We start from the raw sequence: 21600 nt of genomic DNA, 5'->3' as shown, positions 1-21600 counted from the left end.
CTGATGAGCCGACGCCCCGATCCACTCGCCCAAGTCAGCGATTTCGACATCCGCTTGCTGAAGATCTACCGCAGCGTGGTCGAATGCGGCGGCTTCTCGGCCGCCGAAAACGTGCTGGGCATTGGCCGCTCGGCCATCAGCCAGCAAATGAACGACCTTGAGCAACGCCTGGGGTTGCGCCTGTGCCAGCGCGGCCGCGCCGGTTTCTCGCTGACCGAGGAAGGCCGCGAGGTCTACCATTCGGCACTGCAACTGCTAAGCGCCCTGGAAAGCTTTCGCACCGAGGTAAACGGCCTGCACCAGCACTTGCGTGGCGAATTGAACATTGGCCTTACCGATAACCTGGTCACCCTGCCGCACATGCGCATCACCCATGCCCTGGCCGAACTCAAGGACCGTGGGCCCGAGGTGCGTATCCAGATCCGCATGATCGCCCCCAGCCAGGTCGAACATGGCGTGCTCGACGGCAGCCTGCATGTCGGTGTGGTACCCCAGACCAGCCCGCTGTCGGGCCTTGAGTACCAACCGTTGTACAGCGAACGCTCGCTGTTGTACTGCGCCGTTGGGCACCCGCTGTTCTATGCCGATGACCAGCAGGTCGACGACGACCGCCTCAACAGCCAGGAAGCCATTACCCCCACCTTCCGCCTGCCAGCCGACATCCAGGCCCATTACCAGGCGTTGAACTGCACGGCCAGTGCTTCGGACCGCGAAGGCATGGCGTTTCTGATCCTCACCGGGCGCTACATCGGCTACCTGCCCGACCACTACGCCACGTTCTGGGTGCAGCAAGGCCGCTTGCGTGCCCTCAAACCCCAACAGCGCTTCTATGACCTGAGCCTGAGCTGGGTAACCCGCAAGGGCCGGCGGCCGAACCTGGTCCTGGAAAGCTTCCTGGAGAGCCTGGCTGCGACACGTTGATGCCAGTCTCTGCCGCAAACGCTTGTCACTTCGGCGCAGGCAGGTAATCTTGTCCGACAGCCGCAGCCACTGACCCGTACGGAATCGTCCATGACCCTAGAAGTCCCTGCGCACCGCCTCTCCGCCTCGGGCAAGCCCGCGGGCCGAATCCGCCAGAAAAACGAACAGGCCATTATCCAGGCAGCCGAAGACGAGTTCGCTCGCCATGGGTTCAAGGGCACCAGCATGAACACCATCGCCCTCAAGGCGGAACTGCCCAAGGCCAACCTGCACTACTACTTCACCAACAAGCTGGGCCTGTACATTGCCGTGCTCAGCAACATCATCGAATTGTGGGACAGCACCTTCAACGCCTTGAGCGTCGATGACGACCCGGGGGAAGCCCTGAGCCAGTACATCCGCACCAAGATGGAGTTCTCCCGGCGCAACCCACAGGCTTCGCGGATTTTCGCCATGGAAGTGATCAGCGGCGGCACCTGCCTGACCGAATACTTCAGTGCCGACTACCGCGAGTGGTTCCGTGGCCGGGCTGCCGTGTTCCAGGCGTGGATCGATGCGGGCAAGATGGACCCGGTCGATCCGGTGCACCTGATCTTCCTGCTGTGGGGCAGTACCCAGCACTACGCCGACTTCGCCACCCAGATCTGCCAGGTCACCGGCCGCAGCCGCCTGACCAAGCAGGACATGGAAGAGGCGAGCAACAACCTTATCCACATCATTCTGAAGGGCTGCGGCATCAAGCCGGCTGTGTAACCGTCATTTATGCCTTCTACCCTGCTCGACCTCTGCGAATACCGCGAGGAAATACGCAAAAGCCGCTTCATCACCCTTGCCGGGCCGATCAGCAGTGCTGCCGATGCGATGAGTTTCATCGAACGCCACAGCGACCTGGCTGCCACTCACAACTGCTGGGCCTGGAAGCTCGGCGCGCAGTACCGCAGCAGCGATGACGGCGAACCCGGCGGGACCGCAGGCAGGCCGATCCTGGCTGCTATCGAAGCGCAGGACTGCGACCAGGTCGTTGTGCTGGTGATCCGCTGGTACGGCGGCATCCAGCTGGGCACTGGTGGCCTGGCCAGGGCCTATGGCGGCGGCGCCAACAAGTGCCTGCAACAGGCGCCCAAGCGGCTGCTGGTGCAGCGCAGCGAATTCACCTGCAGCTGCAGTTTCAGCGAACTTGCGCTGGTAAAACTTCGGCTGGCGGAGGTCGACGGCCTGGTACTGGATGAACAGTTCACTGCCAATGGCGTCGACCTGCTGATTGCACTCGGCGACGCCCACCTGGCGCCGCTGCAGCAGCAACTGGCTGACCTGAGCCGCGGGCGCATCCTGCTCGAAGCACGCTGAACATTGCCCACAACAACTGTGGGCCCGCCTGTGGATAAGCTTGGGGCAATCGCTTGCAGGCTACAGTTTTCATAGCCTGCAGAGCTTTGATCATATTTTGATCACCGTTTGATGACAGCCGCAAAGTGCTGAAAGCCCAAGAGTTATCCCCAGTACGCAACCCGACGGGCGGGCCTGCACCGCCCTGAGCTTGCACACAATAACTGTGGACCAGCTTGTGGATAACCCGTGCGCCAACAGGCGCAACGCCCGGCCAGGCAAGGCCCGGGGGCAGCTGATCACTTTTTATACAGCCATTGGCAAGGCAGTGACTGCCGCTGTGCATTATCCTCAATACCTTTCCTTACCACCGACCATGGAGCGCGTTCACATGGCTAACGCAAAAACCGCACTTATCATTGGCGCCTCGCGCGGGCTTGGCCTTGGCCTGGTGCAGCGCCTGAACGAAGACGGCTGGAACATCACCGCCACCGTGCGCAACCCGCAGCAACCCGGCGCCCTGGCAGACGTGCCTGGCGTGCGCATCGAACAGCTGGAAATGAACGACACCGCCCAGCTCGATGGCTTGCAACAACGCCTGCATGGCCAAGTGTTCGATCTGGTGTTCGTTAACGCGGGCGTCATGGGGCCCCTGCCGCAAAACCTGGAAACGGTACAGCGCAGCGACATCGGCGACTTGTTCATGACCAATGCCGTGGCCCCGATCCGCGTGGCCCGTCGCCTGGTGGGCCAGGTACGCGAAGGCAGCGGCGTGCTGGCCTTCATGAGTTCGATCCTGGGCAGCGTGACCATCCCCGACGGTGGTGAAATCTGCCTGTACAAGGCCAGCAAGGCAGCGCTGAACTCAATGATCAACAGCTTCGTGGTCGAGCAACAGCGCCCCGACCTGTGCGTACTGGCCATGCACCCAGGCTGGGTGAAAACCGACATGGGTGGCGAAAACGCCGAAATTGACGTGTTCACCAGCACCCGCGGCATGCTCGACCAGATCAATGCACAAAGCGGCACCGGCGGCCTGCGCTTCATCAACTACAAGGGCGAACCCTTGGTCTGGTGATTCACCGGGTCGCAGCCTGGCCGGGCGCAATGCCCGGCCAGGCCCTGTAGAATGGCGGCAACCGTACCTGATTGAGATGATCCACTATGTATGACTGGTTGAACGCCCTGCCCAAGGCCGAACTGCACCTGCACCTGGAGGGCTCGCTGGAGCCTGAGTTGCTGTTCGCCCTGGCCGAGCGCAACAAGATTGCCCTGCCCTGGGCCGATGTGGAGACCTTGCGCGGTGCCTATGCCTTCAACAACCTGCAGGAGTTCCTCGACCTGTATTACCAAGGCGCAGATGTGCTGCGTACCGAGCAGGACTTTTACGACCTGACCTGGGCCTACCTGCAACGCTGCAAAGCCCAGAACGTGATCCACACCGAACCGTTCTTCGACCCGCAAACACACACCGACCGCGGCATCCCCTTCGAGGTGGTGCTCAATGGCATCAACCAGGCGCTGAAGGATGGCCGCAAGCAGCTGGGCATCAGCAGTGGCCTGATCCTCAGTTTCCTGCGCCACCTCAGTGAAGAGGAAGCGCAAAAAACCCTCGACCAGGCCCTGCCGTTCCGCGAAGCGTTCATTGCCGTTGGCCTGGACAGCTCGGAAATGGGCCACCCGCCGAGCAAATTCCAGCGCGTTTTCGACCGTGCCCGCAACGAAGGCTTTGTTGCCGTCGCCCATGCCGGCGAAGAAGGCCCGCCCGAGTACATCTGGGAAGCGCTGGACCTGCTGCAAATCAAGCGTATCGACCACGGCGTACGCGCCATCGAAGACGAGCGCCTGATGCAACGCATCATCGATGAGCAGATCCCGCTCACAGTGTGCCCGCTGTCCAACACCAAGCTTTGCGTGTTCGACCATATGAGCCAGCACAACATCCTGGACATGCTGGAGCGCGGCGTGAAGGTCACGGTGAACTCGGACGACCCGGCCTACTTCGGCGGCTACGTGACGGAAAACTTCCACGCCCTGCACACCCATCTGGGCATGACTGAAGACCAGGCCCGTCGCCTGGCGCAGAACAGCCTGGATGCCCGGCTGGTCTGATTGCACGACGGCGTTGCGCTTACCCAACCTGCAACGTTGCCACGCGGGCTATGCGATTGATCTGCTGGATGCCCAGCGCCGAGATATGCAATGCCCGCGTGTCCTCGGCCTCACGCATCCAGCCCGATTGCAGGAATAGCCTGAACAGTGCCTGGCCCAGCACACCGCCCAAGTGCGGGGCCTGGTCGTCCCACTCGGTGCAACGGCAAATCACGCAACCACGTTGCTGGTGGGGCGCCAAGGCATCGATGTAGACCCCGACCGAGGCCAACTGTAAACGCCCCTCGTCACTGACCATCAACTGTCGACCGCTACCTTCCAGCCAGCCGGCCACCACCAGTCGATGGTACAGCTCGCTGGCCAGTTCCCCGCCAAGGTGATCGCCACAACGGCGCGCCCGGCGCATCGACATGGGCAGCGGTGAGACCGGCGCCTTGGCACGCGCCCCTCTGGCGCTCTCCAACTGAACGCTGGCCAGGGCCTCCACGGCTGCCCCCACCTGCGGTGTCGCCAGGCGAAAATATCGCTTGCGGCCCCGCGCTTCATGCCTGAGCAAACCGGCCGACGACAGTAACGAAAGGTGCGCGCACGCCGATGACGAGGTCAGGCCGGTCATTATGGCGAGCTCATTGGCCAGCCGCGGCGTACCATCGATCAGTGCCCACAACATGGCACTACGCTTGGGGTCGGCCATCAGGCTGGCAATCTGGCTGATACTGCTGGCTGCGTTCATATCCCTGTAACTCCCTGCAAGTTCACTGTGTGGATGCGATGGCCAACTCTGGCAGGGCAGCGCCTCTCGCTGTCACTGGCCCGGGTCGCCAGTATAGGCCGCAGAAAACGCCGTTCAGGCGACCAGGTACCGACGCACCTACGGCGTAAAGCCACTGGGTATGCCTACCCATGGCAACCAGTGAAACGGCCTTGCAAAACTGCCCGAAGCCCGGTCAGTCAACGCTCTCACATACGCTCGCAATGGGGCTGAAATATCTTGATAAAAACAGACGCCCTGCAATTTCAGATACGGCCTACAGCGATGTTCCACAAATAGCGCGAAACGAAGCGAAGGTTCTGCAGATTTGCGGGCATTACGCCCAAAGCAGGAAACGTGGTGTGGAAAATGCGCCTGTCGACCGTCAGTCAGGACACGGATACAGCTCGTGGCAGGCTAGAGGGGCAGCGCTACACTTGAGCGGCTCCCCCTTCTGGAGGTATGCCGCGATGAAAATTGTCGTCAGCGCATCGAGCCGAAACCCTGCCTGCCCCTGGCAGGTCCAGCTCGATCAACACGTGGTCAGTTTCCGCAGCGAGGCTGAGGCGCGGGCCTTTGTCGCCACGCTGGAAACCCGCCTGCAAGCACCTCACCCGCTTATGCGGGACGCCTGGCCTGCAAGCGCCGGGTCAGCAGCGCGACACTGACCGCCAGTGCACCGCACACGCTGATCACCATCGCCATCGGTACCGCACTGCCATCATGCAGCACACCGACCAGTGCCGCCGCCCCTGCGGCGACGCTGAACTGCAAGCAGCCCATCAGTGCCGAGGCGCTGCCAGCCCGCGCACCCTGCCCGCTCATCGCGCATGCAGAGGCGTTAGGGATGATGCAGCCCAGGCTGGCGATGCAGATGAATAGCGGTACCAGCAGCGGCCACAACTGTGTCGGCTGCAAGGCAGCCACACCCAACAGCGCCAGGCCTGCCGCCAGGTACACCCACACCCCGCGCGCCAACAGAAACGCCGGCCCACGCTTGGCCAACAAACGTGCATTCACCTGCGCCACCAGGATAAAGCCGGCAGCGTTGGTGCCGAACAGCCAGCCGTAGTGCTCGGCCGGCACGTCATACAGCTTGATGAACACGAAAGGCGAACCAGCGATGTAGGCAAACATGCCGGCAATGGCGATGCCGCCGGTCAACGCATGGCCAAGGAACAACCGGTCAGCCAGCAACCGCAGGTACTGGCGCAAAGCGCCAGACAGCGGCTGACGCGGCATGTGCGCAGGCAGGCTTTCCGGCAGGCCCAGGCTGACCGCCAGCAGGCAGCCGGCACTGAACAGGCTCAAGGCCAGGAAAATCGACTGCCAGCCCGCGAGGTTCACCAGCACCCCGCCCAGCATCGGTGCCAGGATCGGCGCCAGCCCCATGACCAGCATCAGTTGCGAAAACACCTTGGCCGAGGCCACCGGGTCGCACTTGTCGCTGACGATGGCCCGCGACAGCACCATGCCGGCACAACCACCCAAGGCCTGGACGAAGCGTGCCAGCACCAGGGTGTCGAGGTTGGGGGCATAGGCACAGGCCAGCGACGCCAGGGTGAACAGGGTTACCCCGAACATCAGCGGTATGCGCCGGCCAAAGCGGTCGGCTACCGGGCCATAGGCCAACTGGCCGATAGACAGGCCGAGGAAGTAGGCGGCCAAAGTGGCCTGGATGTGTTTTTCATCGGTGGCGAACGCCTGCGCCATGGCCGGGAAGGCGGGCAGGTAAAAGTCGATCGCCAAGGGCCCGAACGCACTGAGTGCACCCAGGATGAGCACCATTCGCAGGTTCATCAGGAATCCATAGCAGGCTAAGCAAGTGCACAATTCTACCTGCTGTGGGGCCTACCAGGCTGAAAACATTTGCAACAAACCTGCGCGTTGCGAGGACAACTGCCTCGCTCGGAACCTGAAAACTGCCGTAGTCCCTGTGGGACCGGGCGTGCCTGCGAATCAGGCAACGCGGTGGATGGCACCGGTTACGCCGGTGTTCGCGGGCACGCCCGCTCCCACAGGTGAGTCTCCCACTGGCAAGTCTTCAGGCGAGTTCGGCCTGATAACCTTCATCACGAATGGCGGTAAGGATCTGCTCCTGCCCCAGTTCACTCTGCACTCGTACCTGCTTGGCCGCCAGGTCGATCTCGACCTTGGCCGCTGCATCCTGCTCCTGCACCGCGCGGGTCACGGCTTTCACGCAATGGCCGCAGGTCATGCCTTGTACATTGAACACTTGCATGGGGGTTGCCTCCTTCAGGTTTTCAACGAGTCTCAAGCTTGCCATCGGGGCAAGGTCAAGCCCTGCCAGCAACACCTGGGCTGGAAATCCGCGCCCGCGTCGGCCAAGCTTCGCGTTTGACGATCAGGCAAGCAGGAGATTCTTCATGTTCAGGGCAGCATTGGGCGTGGTCGGGCTATTGAGCACTCTGGCTGTGGTGCCACCGGCCAGCGCCGAGGGCAACTCGGACTACAGCGTACTGATCATCTCCCGGGAACGCCTGGAAGTGGCCACCAACTGCGAAATCGGCGTCTACCTCAACGATCAGCTTTCCGGGCGCGTGTTCCAGGAGCAGTCCACCTCCTTCAACCTGCCACCCGGCCCGGTGGATGTGCGCCTGCGCCTGCTACCAGGACAGGTGCCAGGCTGTGCACAGGGTATCGAAGATCAACGCAGCACACGTTTGAACTTGCAGTCGGGCCAGATCAACAAATACCGCATCGCCATGGGGCAATATGGGTTGGAGTTGAAGCGAGCCGGCCTGGGCTATTGACCTTACCTGCATGGCAAGGTTGATGCTGGAGGCCTGTCCAAGGAGGAGAGCCATGCCCGCATCCACCACGTATGACCTGCCGATCGCCGGCATGACCTGCGCCAGCTGTGCCGGCCGGGTCGAGCGCGCCCTGCGCAAGGTCACCGGCGCTGAACAGGTCAGCGTCAACCTCGCCACCGAACAGGCCCGGGTCCAGGCCCCGGCCAACAGCCTGCCCGCCCTGGTCGACGCCGTGCGCGAAGCCGGCTACAGCGTGCCCAGCCGTACTGTCGAATTGCAAATTGGCGGCATGACCTGCGCCAGCTGCGTCGGCCGCGTGGAGCGCGCCCTGGGCAAGCTGCCCGGGGTCGAGCAGGTCAGCGTCAACCTCGCCAGCGAACGCGCGCACCTCAAGGTGCTCGAGGCCCTCGACGATAACCTGCTGATCGACGCGGTGCAAAAGGCCGGCTATAGCGCCAGCCTGCCGCAAACGGTCAAAGACGAACAAAACGCTGCCCAGCGCAAATTGCGCAATGAGCGCCTGGCGGTCGGCGCCGCCTTGCTGTTGGCCCTGCCACTGGTACTGCCAATGCTGGTGCAGCCGTTCGGCCTGCACTGGATGTTGCCCGCGTGGGCGCAGTTCCTGCTGGCCACACCCGTGCAGTTCATACTCGGCGCACGCTTCTACGTAGCGGCCTGGAAGGCCGTGCGCGCCGGTGCCGGCAACATGGACCTGCTGGTGGCCCTGGGCACCAGCGCAGGCTACGGCTTGAGCCTGTACCAGTGGGCGCAGGCGCCTGCCGGCATGGTCCCACACCTGTACTTTGAGGCCTCGGCCGTGGTGATTGCCCTGGTGCTGCTGGGCAAGTACCTGGAGAGCCGTGCCAAACGCCAGACCGCGAGTGCCATCCGCGCTCTTGAAGCGCTGCGACCGGAACGCGCCGTGCGTATCGTCGACGGCCAGGAGCAAGATGTGGCCATCGCCCAGCTGCGCCTGGGCGACCTGGTACTGGTCAAGCCCGGCGAGCGGTTCCCGGTCGATGGTGTGGTCGAGGACGGCAGCAGCCATGCCGATGAAGCCCTGATCAGCGGCGAGAGCCTGCCGGTGCCCAAGCAACCCGGCGACAGTGTCACCGGTGGTGCCATCAATGGCGAAGGCCGGTTGCGGGTGCGCACCCAGGCGCTGGGCACCGAAACCGTGCTGGCCCGTATCATCCGCCTGGTCGAAGACGCCCAGGCCGCCAAGGCGCCGATCCAGAAGCTGGTCGACCGGGTCAGCCAAGTGTTCGTCCCGGCTGTGCTGGTGCTGGCACTGATCACCCTGATCGGCTGGTGGCTGGCCGGCGCACCGCTGGAAACCGCGCTGATCAACGCCGTAGCGGTGCTGGTCATCGCCTGCCCCTGCGCCCTTGGCCTGGCCACGCCTGCAGCAATCATGGCCGGCACCGGGGTTGCCGCCCGCCATGGCATCCTGATCAAGGACGCCGAAGCCCTGGAGCGTGCCCATGCGGTCAACTGCGTGGTCTTCGACAAGACCGGCACGCTTACCTCCGGCAGCCCACGGGTGGTCCACAGCCAGGCGCAAGTAGGCAGCAGTGCCGACCTGCACCGTCTGGCCGGTGCCCTGCAGCGCGGCAGCGAGCACCCACTGGCCAAGGCGGTGCTGGATGCCTGCGCCGATCAGGGGTTGGAGGTGCCAATTGTTACCGGCAGCCAGTCGCTGACCGGTCGCGGCATCGCCGGGCGTGTAGAGGACCGCGAGCTCGCCCTGGGCAACCGCCGCCTGCTCGACGAAAGCGCTCTGCAGCCCGGTGACCTGGCCGCCAAGGCCCAGGCCTGGGAGGCAGAAGGGCGCACCCTGTCGTGGTTGATTGAACGCGGCACGCAACCTCGTGTGCTGGGCCTGTTCGCCTTTGGTGACAGCCTCAAGCCCGGCGCGGCGCAGGCTATCGACACCCTGCGCGCACAGCACATCAGCAGCCACCTGCTGACCGGCGACAACCGCGGCAGCGCCAACGTGGTGGCTGACGCCCTGGGCATCGATGATGTCCATGCCGAAGTGCTGCCCGCAGACAAGGCCGCCACCGTGGCTGCGCTCAAGCAAAATGGCGTGGTCGCCATGGTCGGCGATGGCATCAACGACGCCCCGGCCCTGGCCGCCGCCGATATCGGCATTGCCATGGGTGGCGGTACCGACGTGGCCATGCAGGCCGCCGGCATCACCCTGATGCGAGGTGACCCGCGCCTGGTGCCTGCAGCCCTGGAAATCAGCCGCAAGACCTACGCCAAGATCCGCCAGAACCTGTTCTGGGCGTTCATCTATAACCTGGTCGGCATCCCGCTGGCGGCGCTGGGTTACCTCAACCCGGTACTGGCCGGCGCCGCCATGGCCTTGTCCAGCGTCAGCGTGGTCAGCAACGCACTGTGGCTCAAGGCATGGAAACCCACCAGCACCACCGAGGAGGCGCCATGAACATCGGCCAGGCCGCCCGCCGCAGCGGGCTTAGCACCAAGATGATCCGTTATTACGAATCCATCGGCCTGCTCAAGCCTGCCACGCGCAGCGACAGCGGCTACCGCCTGTACCAGGCAGAAGACTTGCACAGCCTGGCCTTCATCAAGCGGTCACGCGACTTGGGCTTTTCCCTGGAAGAGGTCGGCAAGCTGCTGACCCTGTGGCAGGACCGCCAACGTGCCAGCGCCGATGTGAAAGCGCTGGCCATGCAGCACATTAATGAGCTGAACCGGCGCATCGAAGAGCTGGTGAGCCTGCGCGACACCCTCGGCGAGCTGGTTTCGCATTGCCAGGGGGACGACCGCCCGGACTGCCCTATCCTCAAAGACTTGGCCAATGGAGCTGCTGAAAGCTGCTGTCGCTGATCGTTCACCCGCGTTTGGTATGCCAAAAGTGTCCAAACACGACCGAATAGTCACCAACTGCGACTTTATCCAATAAATACGGGGGTTTTGCTTCATAAAACCGGGATGCTGCCGATGTATTGGCTACCTGCCTCGTGGGTCGACAATAAAAATTCCGGGAGCGTCGATGAGCATCAAACAGAAATTGACCTGGGCATTCGCGGTCATCGCCGGCTTGCCCATTGTCCTCGTGGCCACGCTGGTGGTCCTCAACCTGCGTGGCGAAGCCCGCGACGGATTCCTCGACGGTAGCAGCCGGGAAATCCGCCAGGTCAGCAACGCGATGAACATCTTCTTCCAGGGCATCAACCAGAACGTCGAGTACATGGCTTCCCAGCCAATGGTCGCCGCCACCGGCAGCGAGCTGAACAAGTACATGAGCGCCGCCCCGTCCTACGAACTGGGCGAGCAAGCCGGCAAGCTCCTTGATTTCATGACCCGTCTGGCCAACGCACACCCCTCCTATGCCTACCTCTCTTACGGGGTGAACGATGGCGGCTACACCGGCTGGCCAGCCGGGCAAAAGTTCGTCAATTACGACCCACGCACCCGCCCCTGGTACCAATTGGCCATGGCCAACCCGGGCAAGACCGTGCGTACCGGTGCCTACTACTGGGCCGCCGACGACGCGGTGCTGGTCAGCACCGTGCGGGCCGTGGCGAACCAGCTGGGCAACCCCGGCGGCGTGGTCAACATCGACGTATCGCTCAAGGGCCTGACCGAGATCGTCAAACAGATCAAGCTGGGTGAAAGCGGCTACCTGATGCTGGTTGAAAGCAACGGCAACGTCATGGTCGACCCGCGCGACGCCGCTCACAATTTCAAGCAGCTGGCCAGCTTCGGCGACGGTTATGCCGCACTGGCCAAGGCCGGCAAAGGCCTGGTGGAGGTCGAGCTCAATGGCGTGCGCTACATGGCTAACGTCTACCCCGACGAACAACTGGGCTGGACCTTCATCGGCCTGATCGAACAAAGCGAAGTGATGCAGAACACCACCCGGCTGACCTGGCTGATCGGCGTCATCGCCTTGGTGCTGGCCGTGCTGTTCGCCGTGGTCGGTGCGGCTTTCGCCAAACTGATCGTGCGCCCGATCAACAGCGTCACCAATGGCCTGGAAGACATTGCCCAAGGTGAAGGCGACCTGACCCGCAACCTGGAAATCCGTGGCCGCGACGAAACCGCGCAACTGGCCAGCTGGTTCAACCAGTTCCTCGGCGCCATTCGCAGCCTGATCCAGCACATCGGCGCTGCTGCCGGCAAGATCCTCAGCACCTCCAGCAGCTCCACCCGTGTTTCCAGCGACATGGCCGAAGCCGCAGGCCGCCAGCGCGAAGCCGTGGACATGGTGTCAACCGCCTTTCACGAAATGGTCGCCACCGCCAACGAAGTGGCGCGCTCCTGCAGCCAGGCGGCGCAGTCGGCCGACAGCGGTCAGCAGCAAGCCCGCGAAGGCCAGCAGCAGATCGATGCCGCGGTGCAAAGCGTCGACCGCCTGAGCCAGGAAATCGAACAATCTGCGCAGTCGATCCAGCAACTGGAGCGTGACAGCAACGCCATCCAGTCGATCCTCGGTACCATCCGCTCGATTGCCGAACAGACCAACCTGCTGGCCCTCAATGCTGCCATCGAAGCCGCCCGTGCCGGTGAACAGGGCCGTGGCTTTGCCGTGGTGGCCGACGAAGTGCGGGCCCTGGCCAAGCGCACTGCCGACTCCACTGCCGAAATCGACGGCCTGTTGGGCAACCTGGCCAGCCGCACGGCCGAAGTGGCCGAGCAGATGCATGCCAGCCTGGAAGTGTCGCAGCAGTCGGTGAGCCGTATCGGCCTGGCCCGCGACAGCTTCGGGCAAATCCGTGAGTCGGTGGATGTGATTCGTGACATGAACACGCAGATCGCCACGGCGGCCGAGGAACAACACCAGGTGGCCGAAGACATCAACCGGCACATCAGCCAGATCCACGGGGATGCGCAACTTGTGGCCGAACTGGCCCAGGCGGCGCGACAGGACTCCGAGAGCCTGGCTGGGCTGTCCAATGAACTGGACTCGCTGGTGCGCAGGTTCCGCACCTGATTGATGCATTGCCTGTACCGGCCCTGTCGCCGGCAAGCCAGCGCCCACTGGACCCCGCTGCCCTCAGGGGCTTTGCAATCCCAGTGGCAGCTGGCTTGCCGGCGAGAGGGCCGGTACAGGCAGACCATGCCTAGAGTTTCAACTCGCCAGGGGTAGCCCCAAACAGCTGCTTGAACGCCGCAATGTAAGCCGAGGTGGAGTCATACCCACACCCCAACGCCGCCTCGGTCACATTCTCCCCCGCCTCCAGCAACGCCAGCGACGACAACAGCCGCATGCGCTGCCGCCAGTTGCGAAAGCTCAACCCCGTCTCCCGCTGGAAAAGCCGCATCAGCGTCTTCTCCGAACACGCCAGCTCCCGCGCCCATTGCTGCAAGGTCTGCGATTGGTCCGGTGCGGCGATCAAGCCATTGCACAGCGCCAGCAAGCCCGGGTGGCGTGGCAACGGCAGCGAAAACCCGACTTCCGGCAAGGTACGCAGCTGGTCCAGCAGCACTGCCACCAGACGCGCCTCGGCGCTATCGCCCTCTGGGTAGTCAGCCGGGAACAGGCAGAACTGCTTGATCAGCTCGCGCGCCAGTGGTGTCACCTCCAGCACCCGGCATTGCTCCGGTGCCCATGGGCAGGCATCGCGGCGCACATACAGGCTGCGCATCTCCGCCTGCATCGAGGTGACCACCTCGTGCTCGGCATCGGCAGGGATCCACACCCCCCACTGGGGCGGCGCAAAGTAGCTGCCGTCGCGCGTGTACACGCCGAGTACGCCGCTGATGGCGTAGGAAAACTGTACCCAGTCGTGCTGGTGGCGGGTGGTCCAGGAGCCGGCGCCGAGGCTTTCGGCACGGGCGTAAAGAGGCCTGGGCAAGTGGTCCAGCGCCGGGAGAGCGCGGGGGCGTCCGATGATCGGCATGGCGGTTTCTTATCGTTCTGAGCAGACAAGCCTAACAGCTCGGGGATATGACTGTGGCACCTGCGCTGCCTTCTTCGCGGGCTTGCCCGCGAAGCGGTCAATGCAATTTCTCTGGTACTCACCGCTCTACGATAACAGTCACCCCCTGCCCACCTGCCGCACAAATCGAAATCAGCCCGCGTCCCTTCCCCGCCGTCGCCAGCACCTTGGCCAGGTTGGCCAATATCCGCCCACCGGTCGCGGCGAACGGGTGCCCAGCCGCCAGCGAGCTGCCCTTGACGTTGAGCTTGCTGCGGTCAATCGCCCCAAGCGGCGCATCCAGCCCCAACCGCTCGCGGCAGTAGTCGGCATCCTCCCAGGCCTTGAGCGTGCACAGCACCTGGGCGGCAAAGGCTTCATGGATCTCGTAGTAATCGAAGTCCTGCAGGGTCAGGCCATTACGCGCCAGCAAGCGTGGCACGGCATACACCGGCGCCATCAACAGCCCTTCTCGACCCGTGACGAAATCCACTGCTGCAGTTTCACCATCGACCAGGTAAGCCAACACCTCAAGCCCTTGCTGCGCAGCCCATTGCTCCGTGCCCAGCAACACCACCGAGGCGCCGTCGGTCAGCGGCGTGGAATTACCCGCCGTCAGCGTGCCTTGGCCACTGCGATCGAAGGCGGGCTTGAGCCTGGCCAACTGTTCAAGGGTCAAGTCGGGACGCAAGTTGTTGTCCCGTGTCAGCGACAGAAACGGCGTCAGCAAGTCATCCTGCCAACCCTCGGCATATGCGGCGGCCAGCTTCTGGTGGCTGAGCAATGCAAGCTCGTCCTGCTCTGCACGGCCAATGCGCCAGGCCTGCGCCATGCGCTCGCAATGCTCGCCCATGGATAACCCTGTGCGCGGTTCGCCATTGCGTGGTAACTCGGGTTTCAGATGGTGAGGCCGCAGCTTGAGGAAAGGCTTGAGTCGCTCGCCCAGGCTTTTGCCACGATTGGCCTGCAGCAGGATGTGGCGCAGGCCTTCGTTGACGGCAATCGGTGCATCGGAGGTGCTGTCTACGCCGCCGGCAATACCGCAGTCGATCTGCCCCAGGGCAATCTTGTTGGCCACCAGCAGCGCAGCCTCAAGCCCGGTGCCGCAGGCTTGCTGGATGTCATAGGCCGGGGTCTGCGGCGACAGGCGCGAACCCAGCACACATTCCCGGGTCAGGTTCATGTCACGGGAATGCTTGAGCACCGCGCCAGCCACCACCTCCCCCAGCCGCAGCCCATGCAGGCGATAACGCTCGATCAGCCCTTCGAGGGCGACGGTGAGCATTGCCTGGTTGCTGGCGGTGGCATAGATGCCATTGGAGCGGGCAAAGGGAATTCGATTGCCGCCCAGGATCGCGACCCGGCGAGGTGAACGCATGTACATGTTCCTCCTGTAACAATTTGATCCGTACAGCCTAGGTGTTTTTACCGCATTCGAACGACCTTGCCACAAAGTTGGTCCACACTTTCATGCTTGCCTTTGCGGAGACCCAGTCATGAGCGATCGCTACCTCGGTTTTGCCAACTCCAACCTCGGCCGCCGCCTCGTGGATGCCCTTGGCCTGCCACGCCCGGCGCCGCTGGAGCGCTGGCAGGCCGGCCGCCTGCGCCCGGTTGAAGGGGCCCTGGTACTGGGTGGCGGGCCGTTGGCAGGCCAGGTCGAAGCCATTGCCCCGCGCCTGACCGACGCGCTTTACAGCTTTAACGCCGAGCACCTGCAGGCCGAACCCTGGGTAGCCGGCCTGGGGCCGAAAATCAAAGCCGTGGTGTTCGATGCCAGTCATCTGTCCGACAGCGATGCGCTGAAGCAGTTGCGCGAGTTTTTCCAGCCACTGCTACGCAGCCTGGCCCCATCCGCCCATATCGTGGTGCTGGGGCGCGCTCCGGAAAGCCTCGCCAACCCGTTGGCCAGCGTGGCCCAACGGGCCCTCGAAGGCTTCAGCCGCTCGCTGGCCAAGGAACTGCTCAACGGTGCGACCGCCCAGCTGCTGTATGTCGGGCCCGGTGCCGAAGACCAACTGGAAGGCGCCTTGCGCTTCTTCCTCTCGCCCAAGAGTGCCTTTGTTTCAGGCCAGGTACTGCGCCTGGAAGCCTGCACCCGCCAGGTAGGCGACTGGACCCGCCCGCTGGGTGGCCGTCGCGCCCTGGTCACGGGTGCAGCGCGCGGCATCGGCGCGGCCATTGCCGAAACCCTGGCGCGGGACGGCGCCGATGTGCTGCTGCTCGATGTGCCGCAGGCCAGCCAGGACCTCGACGCCCTCGCTGCACGCCTCGGTGGCAAGGCGTTGCCACTGGACATCTGCGCCAGCGATGCGGCAACGCAACTGCTCGCGGCCCTGCCGGACGGCATCGACATCGTGGTGCACAACGCCGGCATCACCCGCGACAAGACCTTGGCCAACATGACCCCGGAATACTGGGACGCGGTCATGGCCGTCAACCTCAAGGCACCGCAAATACTGACCCAGGCGCTGTACGACAACGGCGCACTGGGGGAAAACGCGCGCATCACCCTGCTGGCCTCGGTCAGTGGCATCGCTGGCAACCGTGGGCAGGCCAACTATGCCACAAGCAAGGCCGGGCTGATTGGCCTGGCCCAAGCCTGGGCGCCACTGCTAGCCGCGCACGGCGGCAGCATCAACGCGGTCGCCCCCGGTTTCATCGAAACCCACATGACTGCGGCCATGCCCATGGGCCTGCGCGAGGCCGGGCGGCGCTTGAGCTCGCTGGGCCAGGGCGGGCGGGCGCAGGACGTCGCCGAGGCCATTGCCTGGCTTAGCCAGCCAGGCTCCGGGGCGGTCAACGGCCAAGTGCTGCGCGTATGCGGCCAAGCCTTGATGGGGGCGTGAACATGAGCAGAAGCTGGCACGACCTGCAAAGCCCGGCTACCCGCGCCAGCCTGTACCTGCGTGCAGCCAGCAAGCGCGGCATCAGCGGTGACCGCTTGCCGGACGATGGCCTGCGCTGTTTCATTCCGGTTCAGCCGGGCAACCTGGCAGCTTATCGACGGCTTTGCCACTTCACCGACGATGGCCGCTTGCCGGGCACGTATCCCCATATCATGGCATTCACGCTCCAGCTGCAGTTGATGACCGCCCCAGGCTTCCCTTTCCCGCTGCTCGGCCTGGTGCATCTGCACAACCGCATAGAGGTGCTGCGCCCGCTTGGTGGTATCGAAGGGCTGCGCTTTGCCGTGTATGCACACAACCTGCAGGCACATGCCAAGGGCGGCACCTTCGACCTGGTTACCGAGGCAAACGACGGCATTGGCCTGCTCTGGCGCGAGACCAGCCGCATGCTGGTGCGCGGCTTGAAGCTGGAGGGCGAAGCAGGCGAGCCTGCCGACGTTGAACCTGAGCCATTGCCCGAGGCCACCCGCTGGTACGCCGACAGTGACATAGGCCGGCGTTATGCCAAGGTGTGCGGTGACTACAACCCTATCCACCTCAGTGCCGCCAGTGCGCGACTGTTCGGCTTTCCTACGGCCATTGCCCATGGCATGTGGAGCAAGGCCATGGCCCTGGCGGCACTGCGCGGGCACCTGCCGCACAGCGGCTATGCCTTTGAAGTGGATTTTCGCAAACCGGTGAGGCTGCCTTCGGAGATGGTGCTCAGTGCCAGTGAGGCAGGGCCTGTGGGGGCGTTGCGGCTGGATGGGCATGCCGGGGTGCTGCATATGGTCGGGCGCTGGGCTCCCCTGTAGAAGCGGTCTGCGCTTGCTTTGCATCGGGCCTGGGCCGAAGCTATGCAGCATTAGGAGACCCCCGATGAACCTGCAAGAACTCACCCAACGCCTGCACAAGATCCGCGACGAGAATGACTGGCGCGGCTTCCACAGCCCAAAGAACCTGGCCATGGCGGCCAGCGTCGAAATGGCCGAGCTGGTGGAAATCTTCCAGTGGCTGAGCGAAGACCAATCGCGCCAGCTGCCTGCCGACAAACTCGCCCACGCCGGCCAGGAAGTCGGTGATGTTGTGCTCTACCTGTTGCTGCTGTGCAGCGAGCTGGGCCTGGACATGGACCAGGTGGTGCGGGCCAAGCTGGCCGACAGCGAGAGGCGCTTCGCCCGATGAACGACCGTCACTTCGATGAGCTGGCCACCCGCTTTGCCGAGAAGATCTACGGCGGCGCCAAGGGCGCGATTCGTCTGGCCGTGCTGCAGGCCGACCTGGCCGAGGCGCTGCCCGATCGCCCGCTGCGCATCCTCGATATCGGCGCAGGGCTGGGCCACATGGCCTTGTGGCTTGCCCAGCGCGGCCACCACCTGACCCTGGCCGAACCCGCCGCCCCTATGCTCGACAGCGCCCGGGCGCGCTTTGCCGAGGCCGGCCAAAGCGCCACGTTCATCCAGGCCCCTTGGCAAGACCTGCTCGGCCAACTGACCGAGCCCTACGACCTGGTGCTGTGCCATGCTGTTCTCGAATGGCTGGCAGAGCCCGAAAGCATCCTGCCCGTGCTGCACCAGCTCACGGCCCCTTCGGGGTGGCTGTCACTGGCCTTCTACAACCGCGACGCGCTGGTTTATCGCAACCTGCTCAAGGGCCATTTCCGCAAATTGCGCAGCAACCGGCTGGAAGGTGAAAAGCAGAGCCTGACCCCGCAAAAACCCCTTGATCCACGCGAGCTCAAGGCGCAACTTGATTCTATGTGGCAGGTTGAAAGTGAGAGCGGCGTGCGGGTGTTCCACGATTACATGCCCAAAGACTTCCAGGGCAAGGCCGAGCTGCTCGACCTGCTGGAAATGGAACTGGCTTACCGCCGCCACCCCGGCTTCGCCGGGCTTGGCCGTTACCTGCACTGGGTCTGCCGCCCCCGTTGACCCGCCCGCCGGGAGGATACATGCCGTACCGTCTGCTGTGCCTGGCCCTGCTGCCGCTTGCCTTGGCTGCCTGCCAGGGCAGCAACCCCTATGTGGCCAGCAGCCGCCCGTTGCCCCCCGCCCCCGCCCAGGCGGCGACCACCTTCGACGCCAGCGCCTACCCGGCGCCCGCCCGGGATTACGGGCACTACCGCAGCTGGAGCTGGCGCAACGGCCAGCTGCCCAGCGGCTCGGCCAATGCCGACCCGGCGCAACTGGCCGATGCCGTCAGTGGCGCACTCGACCAGCATGGCCTGCGCCCTGCCCGAGGGGCCTCCGGCGATTTGCTGGTCAGCGCCAACATGCGCCTGGAAAAACGCTTGCGCCAGGTGCGTGACTACGACACCTACGACCCCTACTACGGCCCCTACCCCTACGGTGGTGTCGGCTATGGCGGCTATCGCCATGGCTACGGCGGCTATGCCAGCGTGCCCATCGTGCGCACCTATGAGGTTGAGGTGATGGTGGTGCGCATCGACCTGTACGACGCCCGCAGCGGCCAGCCGGTGTGGAGCGCCAGTGCCGAAAGCAGCAGCGACAAGGACTCGCCCCGTGAACGCGAAAGCGCCTTGCGCGATTCTGTGCACAAGGCGCTCAGCGGCTATCCTCCCAGTTAATCGCTAACGGAGAACCATCATGTTGCGCCGTCTCCTTCTACTGTCATTCGCGTTATTGCTTGCCGCCTGCTCCAGCAATAATGTCCAGCAGGACTTCGATGCCAGCCGCGATTTTGCCGCCTACCGCAGCTGGGCATGGCAGGAGCCGGGCCTGCAGTACCGCCCGGACGACCCACGCATAAAAAGCGACCTCACCGAACAGCGCATCCGCCAGGCGGTGGCTGGCCAGCTCGACCAGCGCGGCCTGCGCCCGGTACAAGGGGGAGCACGGCCTGACCTGACCGTACGCACATACCTGATCGTGGAGCAGCGCCAGCAACAGATCACCACCAACTACGGCGGTGGCTGGGGGGGCTACTGGGGCGGCTACTGGGGCGGCCCGATGTACAACGAAACCCGCAGTGTCGACTACAAGGTCGCCACCATTCAGGTCGACATGTTCGACGGGCGTGACGGCAAGCTGGTGTGGCGGGGCAGTGCCGAGCAAATCATGAACAACTACCCGCCAAGCCCGGAAGAACGCAACAGCGCCATTCAAAACACTGTGAGCAAGGTGCTGGCCAACTACCCGCCGGGTAGCAAGAAGTAACATTCAAACGCGGCTTTAGCATGCACCGCAACGCCTGTGGGAGCGGGCATGCCCGCGAAGCAGACACCGCGGTGCATGGCACGGGCTTCGCCCGTTTTCGCGGGCGCGCCCGCTCCCACTGTGACCGCGCCAGCTTTTGAATGTCGAACAAGGCAGTAGCACCCACCGGAACGGTGTCATGAGCGACAAAATCCATTTTGACCCCGCCTTTTTTGCCTTTCCAACGCCACTCGTGCGCAGGTTCTTGTCTATCTTCACATAAGGAAACCTGACTGACCGGGTAGATGTGTTCAACATTTGGGAAAGGCGACCTGCCAATGCAAAGCATTGTTCTCCTGCTGTGGCTTGCCTTGTGCTCCGAACAGGATGTGCGTCAACGCCAGATATCCAACCTGCTGACCCTGGGCGTGGCTGCCGGCGCCCTGGTCTGGCTGTTCGCCACCGGCCACAGCTGGATCGGTGCCGAGCCCAGCGATGCCGGCTGGGCGCTGGCCATCGTCATGCTGCTGACCTTGCCCGGCTACATGCTCGGCCGGTTCGGTGCCGACGACGTCAAGCTGATGGGCGCCCTGGCGCTGGCCACCAGCCCGCAATACGTGCTCGGTACCTTCATCGGTGCCGGTGTCAGCGTGCTGGTCTGGCTGCTCACCCGTCGGCGCCTGTGGACGCTGCTCAACCCTAAGGTGAAAAAGCGATTACAGGCCCTGACCGAAGAAATGGGCGACAAACAGGCATTTGTACCCTATGTGTTAGCAGGTTTTCTTCTAACGGCTGTGTGGATCCAATAATCCCTCCCGTGGTCCCATGCCTTGTACATAACTTGTACATAAACGCAAAGTGCGACTATTTTTAAACTGCCAGCGTGTCTGGCACGGGAGCAGGGCCGTATAAGAACAGGGAGTTGATTGTGTCCAGACCAGTGAGTGAAGTGAAGGTATTGGTGGTTGATGACCAACCGGTCATTGTCGAACAGCTGAGTGAATTCCTCGAAACCAAGGGCTATGTCTGCGTAGCAGCCCACTCAACCGACGAAGCCATCGAGCACTATGTGTCAGACCCGGCTATAGGCCTGCTCATCTGTGACCTGCACATGCCGGATCGCGATGGCATCGAGCTGGTGCGCGCCTTGAAGGAGCTCAACGGCAGCCAGCGCATGTTCGAGGCCATCATGTTGACGGGTCGTGCCGATAAACAGGACGTGATCCGGGCGCTACGCGAAGGCTTTGCCGACTACTACCAGAAACCGATGGACCTTGATGAACTGCTGGAAGGCGTACGCCGGCAGGAAGAGGCCTTGCTGGAGCGCCAGCGCAACCTCCGTGACCTTGGGGGATTGAACCAGCGTTTGCAGGAGCTGGCCGAGTCGGTGGACGAACTGTATCAGGACCTGGAAAAAGCCCGTGGTCAAGGGACGCACCGGCGTGCCACTGATGCTGAAGAAAGCGAAAGTGAGCTGCCAGCAGCGTTCGAGAAACTGTCACCACGCCAGCTGGAGGTGGCGCGCCTGGTAAGCAAGGGCAAGACCAATTACCAGATCGCCTGCGAACTGGGCATTACCGAAAACACCGTCAAGCTGTATGTGTCGCAAGTCTTGCGCCTGACCCACATGCACAACCGTACCCAGCTGGCATTGGCGCTGACGCCCAGCTCATCGCCGGTACATCTGAGGTTTACTACCCATTGAGGGGTTTGCTTGGAGATTGCCGGGGCTGCTTTGCAGCCCATCGCGACACAAGGCCGCTCCCACAGGCACCG

Annotated in this window: 23 protein-coding genes and 1 pseudogene; 19 read left to right on the top strand and 5 right to left on the bottom strand. The window is 63.5% G+C overall.

All coding sequences use genetic code 11. The annotated features are described in order from the left end of the window. From OZ911_RS03205 to OZ911_RS03185, 5 genes are all read left to right on the top strand, one after another. Positions 1-921, top strand: coding sequence for a LysR family transcriptional regulator (locus tag OZ911_RS03205; RefSeq protein ID WP_024717596.1), 921 nt, complete (start codon positions 1-3; stop codon positions 919-921). Between the two features lie 90 nt (positions 922-1011). After that, a complete protein-coding gene (locus tag OZ911_RS03200; protein ID WP_016484769.1) occupies positions 1012-1674 on the top strand; it encodes a TetR/AcrR family transcriptional regulator in 663 nt (220 codons plus the stop codon). Between the two features lie 9 nt (positions 1675-1683). Then, entirely contained in the window at positions 1684-2268 is a 585-nt protein-coding gene (locus tag OZ911_RS03195) for an IMPACT family protein (protein ID WP_016484768.1), read from the top strand. Between the two features lie 370 nt (positions 2269-2638). Further along, positions 2639-3325, top strand: coding sequence for an SDR family oxidoreductase (locus OZ911_RS03190; protein WP_023049035.1), 687 nt, complete (start codon positions 2639-2641; stop codon positions 3323-3325). Between the two features lie 86 nt (positions 3326-3411). Beyond that, positions 3412-4359, top strand: a complete 948-nt coding sequence (locus OZ911_RS03185; protein ID WP_016484766.1) for an adenosine deaminase — start codon at positions 3412-3414, stop codon at positions 4357-4359. Positions 4360-4378: 19 nt separating this feature from the next. Here the strand turns inward: OZ911_RS03185 and OZ911_RS03180 are convergent, their stop codons facing one another. Continuing rightward, entirely contained in the window at positions 4379-5092 is a 714-nt protein-coding gene (locus OZ911_RS03180) for an ArsR/SmtB family transcription factor (RefSeq protein ID WP_016484765.1), read from the bottom strand. A 488-nt stretch (positions 5093-5580) separates the two neighbouring features. Here OZ911_RS03180 and OZ911_RS03175 point away from each other — a divergent pair, with 488 nt between their 5' ends. Next, positions 5581-5778, top strand: a complete 198-nt coding sequence (locus tag OZ911_RS03175; protein ID WP_080640992.1) for a hypothetical protein — start codon at positions 5581-5583, stop codon at positions 5776-5778. On the opposite strand, the gene OZ911_RS03170 is transcribed toward OZ911_RS03175, so the two are convergent. Beyond that, positions 5729-6910, bottom strand: coding sequence for a multidrug effflux MFS transporter (locus tag OZ911_RS03170; protein ID WP_016484764.1), 1182 nt, complete (start codon positions 6908-6910; stop codon positions 5729-5731). The genes OZ911_RS03175 and OZ911_RS03170 overlap by 50 nt on opposite strands. Positions 6911-7154: 244 nt before the next feature. Continuing rightward, a complete protein-coding gene (locus OZ911_RS03165; RefSeq protein WP_016484763.1) occupies positions 7155-7352 on the bottom strand; it encodes a heavy-metal-associated domain-containing protein in 198 nt (65 codons plus the stop codon). A 145-nt stretch (positions 7353-7497) separates the two neighbouring features. On the opposite strand from OZ911_RS03165, the gene OZ911_RS03160 reads away from it, so the two are divergent. The 5 genes and pseudogenes from OZ911_RS03160 to OZ911_RS28910 all read left to right on the top strand — a co-directional run bounded on the left by OZ911_RS03160 (position 7498) and on the right by OZ911_RS28910 (position 12853). Then, positions 7498-7884 (top strand): hypothetical protein, encoded by a 387-nt coding sequence (locus OZ911_RS03160; protein ID WP_016484762.1) that lies wholly within the window; start codon positions 7498-7500, stop codon positions 7882-7884. A gap of 52 nt (positions 7885-7936) precedes the next feature. Next, positions 7937-10336, top strand: a complete 2400-nt coding sequence (locus OZ911_RS03155; protein ID WP_016484761.1) for a heavy metal translocating P-type ATPase — start codon at positions 7937-7939, stop codon at positions 10334-10336. Then, the gene (gene cueR / locus OZ911_RS03150) at positions 10333-10743 is read left to right on the top strand and encodes a Cu(I)-responsive transcriptional regulator (RefSeq protein ID WP_016484760.1); all 411 of its coding nucleotides are present in this window, start codon (positions 10333-10335) and stop codon (positions 10741-10743) included. The genes OZ911_RS03155 and cueR overlap by 4 nt, the downstream gene beginning before the upstream one ends. Before the next feature lie 166 nt (positions 10744-10909). Continuing rightward, a pseudogene (locus tag OZ911_RS28915) lies at positions 10910-11947 on the top strand (cache domain-containing protein); the annotation flags it as partial. Between the two features lie 138 nt (positions 11948-12085). Next, positions 12086-12853, top strand: a complete 768-nt coding sequence (locus OZ911_RS28910) for a methyl-accepting chemotaxis protein (RefSeq protein ID WP_371855233.1) — start codon at positions 12086-12088, stop codon at positions 12851-12853. A gap of 130 nt (positions 12854-12983) precedes the next feature. Here the strand turns inward: OZ911_RS28910 and OZ911_RS03140 are convergent, their stop codons facing one another. Together OZ911_RS03140 and OZ911_RS03135 are read right to left on the bottom strand one after the other, a co-directional pair. After that, entirely contained in the window at positions 12984-13763 is a 780-nt protein-coding gene (locus OZ911_RS03140; protein ID WP_016484758.1) for an AraC family transcriptional regulator, read from the bottom strand. 118 nt (positions 13764-13881) lie between these two features. Next, entirely contained in the window at positions 13882-15159 is a 1278-nt protein-coding gene (locus OZ911_RS03135; RefSeq protein ID WP_070086866.1) for an acetyl-CoA C-acetyltransferase, read from the bottom strand. A 118-nt stretch (positions 15160-15277) separates the two neighbouring features. On the opposite strand from OZ911_RS03135, the gene OZ911_RS03130 reads away from it, so the two are divergent. The 8 genes from OZ911_RS03130 to OZ911_RS03095 all read left to right on the top strand — a co-directional run bounded on the left by OZ911_RS03130 (position 15278) and on the right by OZ911_RS03095 (position 21529). After that, on the top strand, positions 15278-16630 hold the full coding sequence (locus OZ911_RS03130) for a 3-oxoacyl-ACP reductase (RefSeq protein WP_070086863.1): 1353 nt from the start codon (positions 15278-15280) through the stop codon (positions 16628-16630). A 2-nt stretch (positions 16631-16632) separates the two neighbouring features. Continuing rightward, positions 16633-17484, top strand: a complete 852-nt coding sequence (locus tag OZ911_RS03125; protein ID WP_070086864.1) for a MaoC family dehydratase — start codon at positions 16633-16635, stop codon at positions 17482-17484. 64 nt (positions 17485-17548) lie between these two features. Beyond that, positions 17549-17854 carry a MazG-like family protein gene (locus OZ911_RS03120; RefSeq protein WP_016484754.1) on the top strand — a complete coding sequence of 102 codons (306 nt, stop codon included), beginning with the start codon at positions 17549-17551 and terminating at the stop codon, positions 17852-17854. Further along, positions 17851-18600, top strand: coding sequence for a methyltransferase (locus OZ911_RS03115; protein ID WP_016484753.1), 750 nt, complete (start codon positions 17851-17853; stop codon positions 18598-18600). The genes OZ911_RS03120 and OZ911_RS03115 overlap by 4 nt, the downstream gene beginning before the upstream one ends. A 20-nt stretch (positions 18601-18620) precedes the next feature. Further along, on the top strand, positions 18621-19256 hold the full coding sequence (locus OZ911_RS03110; RefSeq protein WP_070086865.1) for a DUF4136 domain-containing protein: 636 nt from the start codon (positions 18621-18623) through the stop codon (positions 19254-19256). Between the two features lie 19 nt (positions 19257-19275). Next, complete coding sequence (locus OZ911_RS03105; protein ID WP_023048318.1) at positions 19276-19845, top strand: DUF4136 domain-containing protein; 570 nt, start codon at positions 19276-19278, stop codon at positions 19843-19845. A 317-nt stretch (positions 19846-20162) separates the two neighbouring features. Next, the gene (locus OZ911_RS03100; RefSeq protein WP_016484750.1) at positions 20163-20633 is read left to right on the top strand and encodes an A24 family peptidase; all 471 of its coding nucleotides are present in this window, start codon (positions 20163-20165) and stop codon (positions 20631-20633) included. 119 nt (positions 20634-20752) lie between these two features. Further along, the gene (locus OZ911_RS03095; RefSeq protein ID WP_031312056.1) at positions 20753-21529 is read left to right on the top strand and encodes a response regulator transcription factor; all 777 of its coding nucleotides are present in this window, start codon (positions 20753-20755) and stop codon (positions 21527-21529) included. Positions 21530-21600 lie beyond the last annotated feature (71 nt).

The sequence above is a fragment of the Pseudomonas fortuita genome (assembly GCF_026898135.2).
GTDB classification, from domain to species: Bacteria; Pseudomonadota; Gammaproteobacteria; order Pseudomonadales; family Pseudomonadaceae; genus Aquipseudomonas; species Aquipseudomonas fortuita.
The sequence above is the reverse complement of the archived record's forward strand: the minus strand, read 5'-3'. Positions and strand labels throughout refer to the sequence as shown.

Coding starts and splice junctions, on each gene's coding strand:
- OZ911_RS03135 (WP_070086866.1), bottom strand. CDS start 15,159: ATGCGTTCACCTCGCCGGGTCGCGATCCTGGGCGGCAATCGAATTCCC.
- OZ911_RS03105 (WP_023048318.1), top strand. CDS start 19,276: ATGTTGCGCCGTCTCCTTCTACTGTCATTCGCGTTATTGCTTGCCGCC.
- OZ911_RS03120 (WP_016484754.1), top strand. CDS start 17,549: ATGAACCTGCAAGAACTCACCCAACGCCTGCACAAGATCCGCGACGAG.
- OZ911_RS03170 (WP_016484764.1), bottom strand. CDS start 6,910: ATGAACCTGCGAATGGTGCTCATCCTGGGTGCACTCAGTGCGTTCGGG.
- OZ911_RS03180 (WP_016484765.1), bottom strand. CDS start 5,092: ATGAACGCAGCCAGCAGTATCAGCCAGATTGCCAGCCTGATGGCCGAC.
- OZ911_RS03190 (WP_023049035.1), top strand. CDS start 2,639: ATGGCTAACGCAAAAACCGCACTTATCATTGGCGCCTCGCGCGGGCTT.
- OZ911_RS03140 (WP_016484758.1), bottom strand. CDS start 13,763: ATGCCGATCATCGGACGCCCCCGCGCTCTCCCGGCGCTGGACCACTTG.
- OZ911_RS03115 (WP_016484753.1), top strand. CDS start 17,851: ATGAACGACCGTCACTTCGATGAGCTGGCCACCCGCTTTGCCGAGAAG.
- OZ911_RS03110 (WP_070086865.1), top strand. CDS start 18,621: ATGCCGTACCGTCTGCTGTGCCTGGCCCTGCTGCCGCTTGCCTTGGCT.
- OZ911_RS03195 (WP_016484768.1), top strand. CDS start 1,684: ATGCCTTCTACCCTGCTCGACCTCTGCGAATACCGCGAGGAAATACGC.
- OZ911_RS03175 (WP_080640992.1), top strand. CDS start 5,581: ATGAAAATTGTCGTCAGCGCATCGAGCCGAAACCCTGCCTGCCCCTGG.
- OZ911_RS03185 (WP_016484766.1), top strand. CDS start 3,412: ATGTATGACTGGTTGAACGCCCTGCCCAAGGCCGAACTGCACCTGCAC.
- OZ911_RS28910 (WP_371855233.1), top strand. CDS start 12,086: ATGGCCGAAGCCGCAGGCCGCCAGCGCGAAGCCGTGGACATGGTGTCA.
- OZ911_RS03160 (WP_016484762.1), top strand. CDS start 7,498: ATGTTCAGGGCAGCATTGGGCGTGGTCGGGCTATTGAGCACTCTGGCT.
- OZ911_RS03130 (WP_070086863.1), top strand. CDS start 15,278: ATGAGCGATCGCTACCTCGGTTTTGCCAACTCCAACCTCGGCCGCCGC.
- OZ911_RS03165 (WP_016484763.1), bottom strand. CDS start 7,352: ATGCAAGTGTTCAATGTACAAGGCATGACCTGCGGCCATTGCGTGAAA.
- OZ911_RS03155 (WP_016484761.1), top strand. CDS start 7,937: ATGCCCGCATCCACCACGTATGACCTGCCGATCGCCGGCATGACCTGC.
- OZ911_RS03200 (WP_016484769.1), top strand. CDS start 1,012: ATGACCCTAGAAGTCCCTGCGCACCGCCTCTCCGCCTCGGGCAAGCCC.
- OZ911_RS03125 (WP_070086864.1), top strand. CDS start 16,633: ATGAGCAGAAGCTGGCACGACCTGCAAAGCCCGGCTACCCGCGCCAGC.
- OZ911_RS03100 (WP_016484750.1), top strand. CDS start 20,163: ATGCAAAGCATTGTTCTCCTGCTGTGGCTTGCCTTGTGCTCCGAACAG.
- cueR (WP_016484760.1), top strand. CDS start 10,333: ATGAACATCGGCCAGGCCGCCCGCCGCAGCGGGCTTAGCACCAAGATG.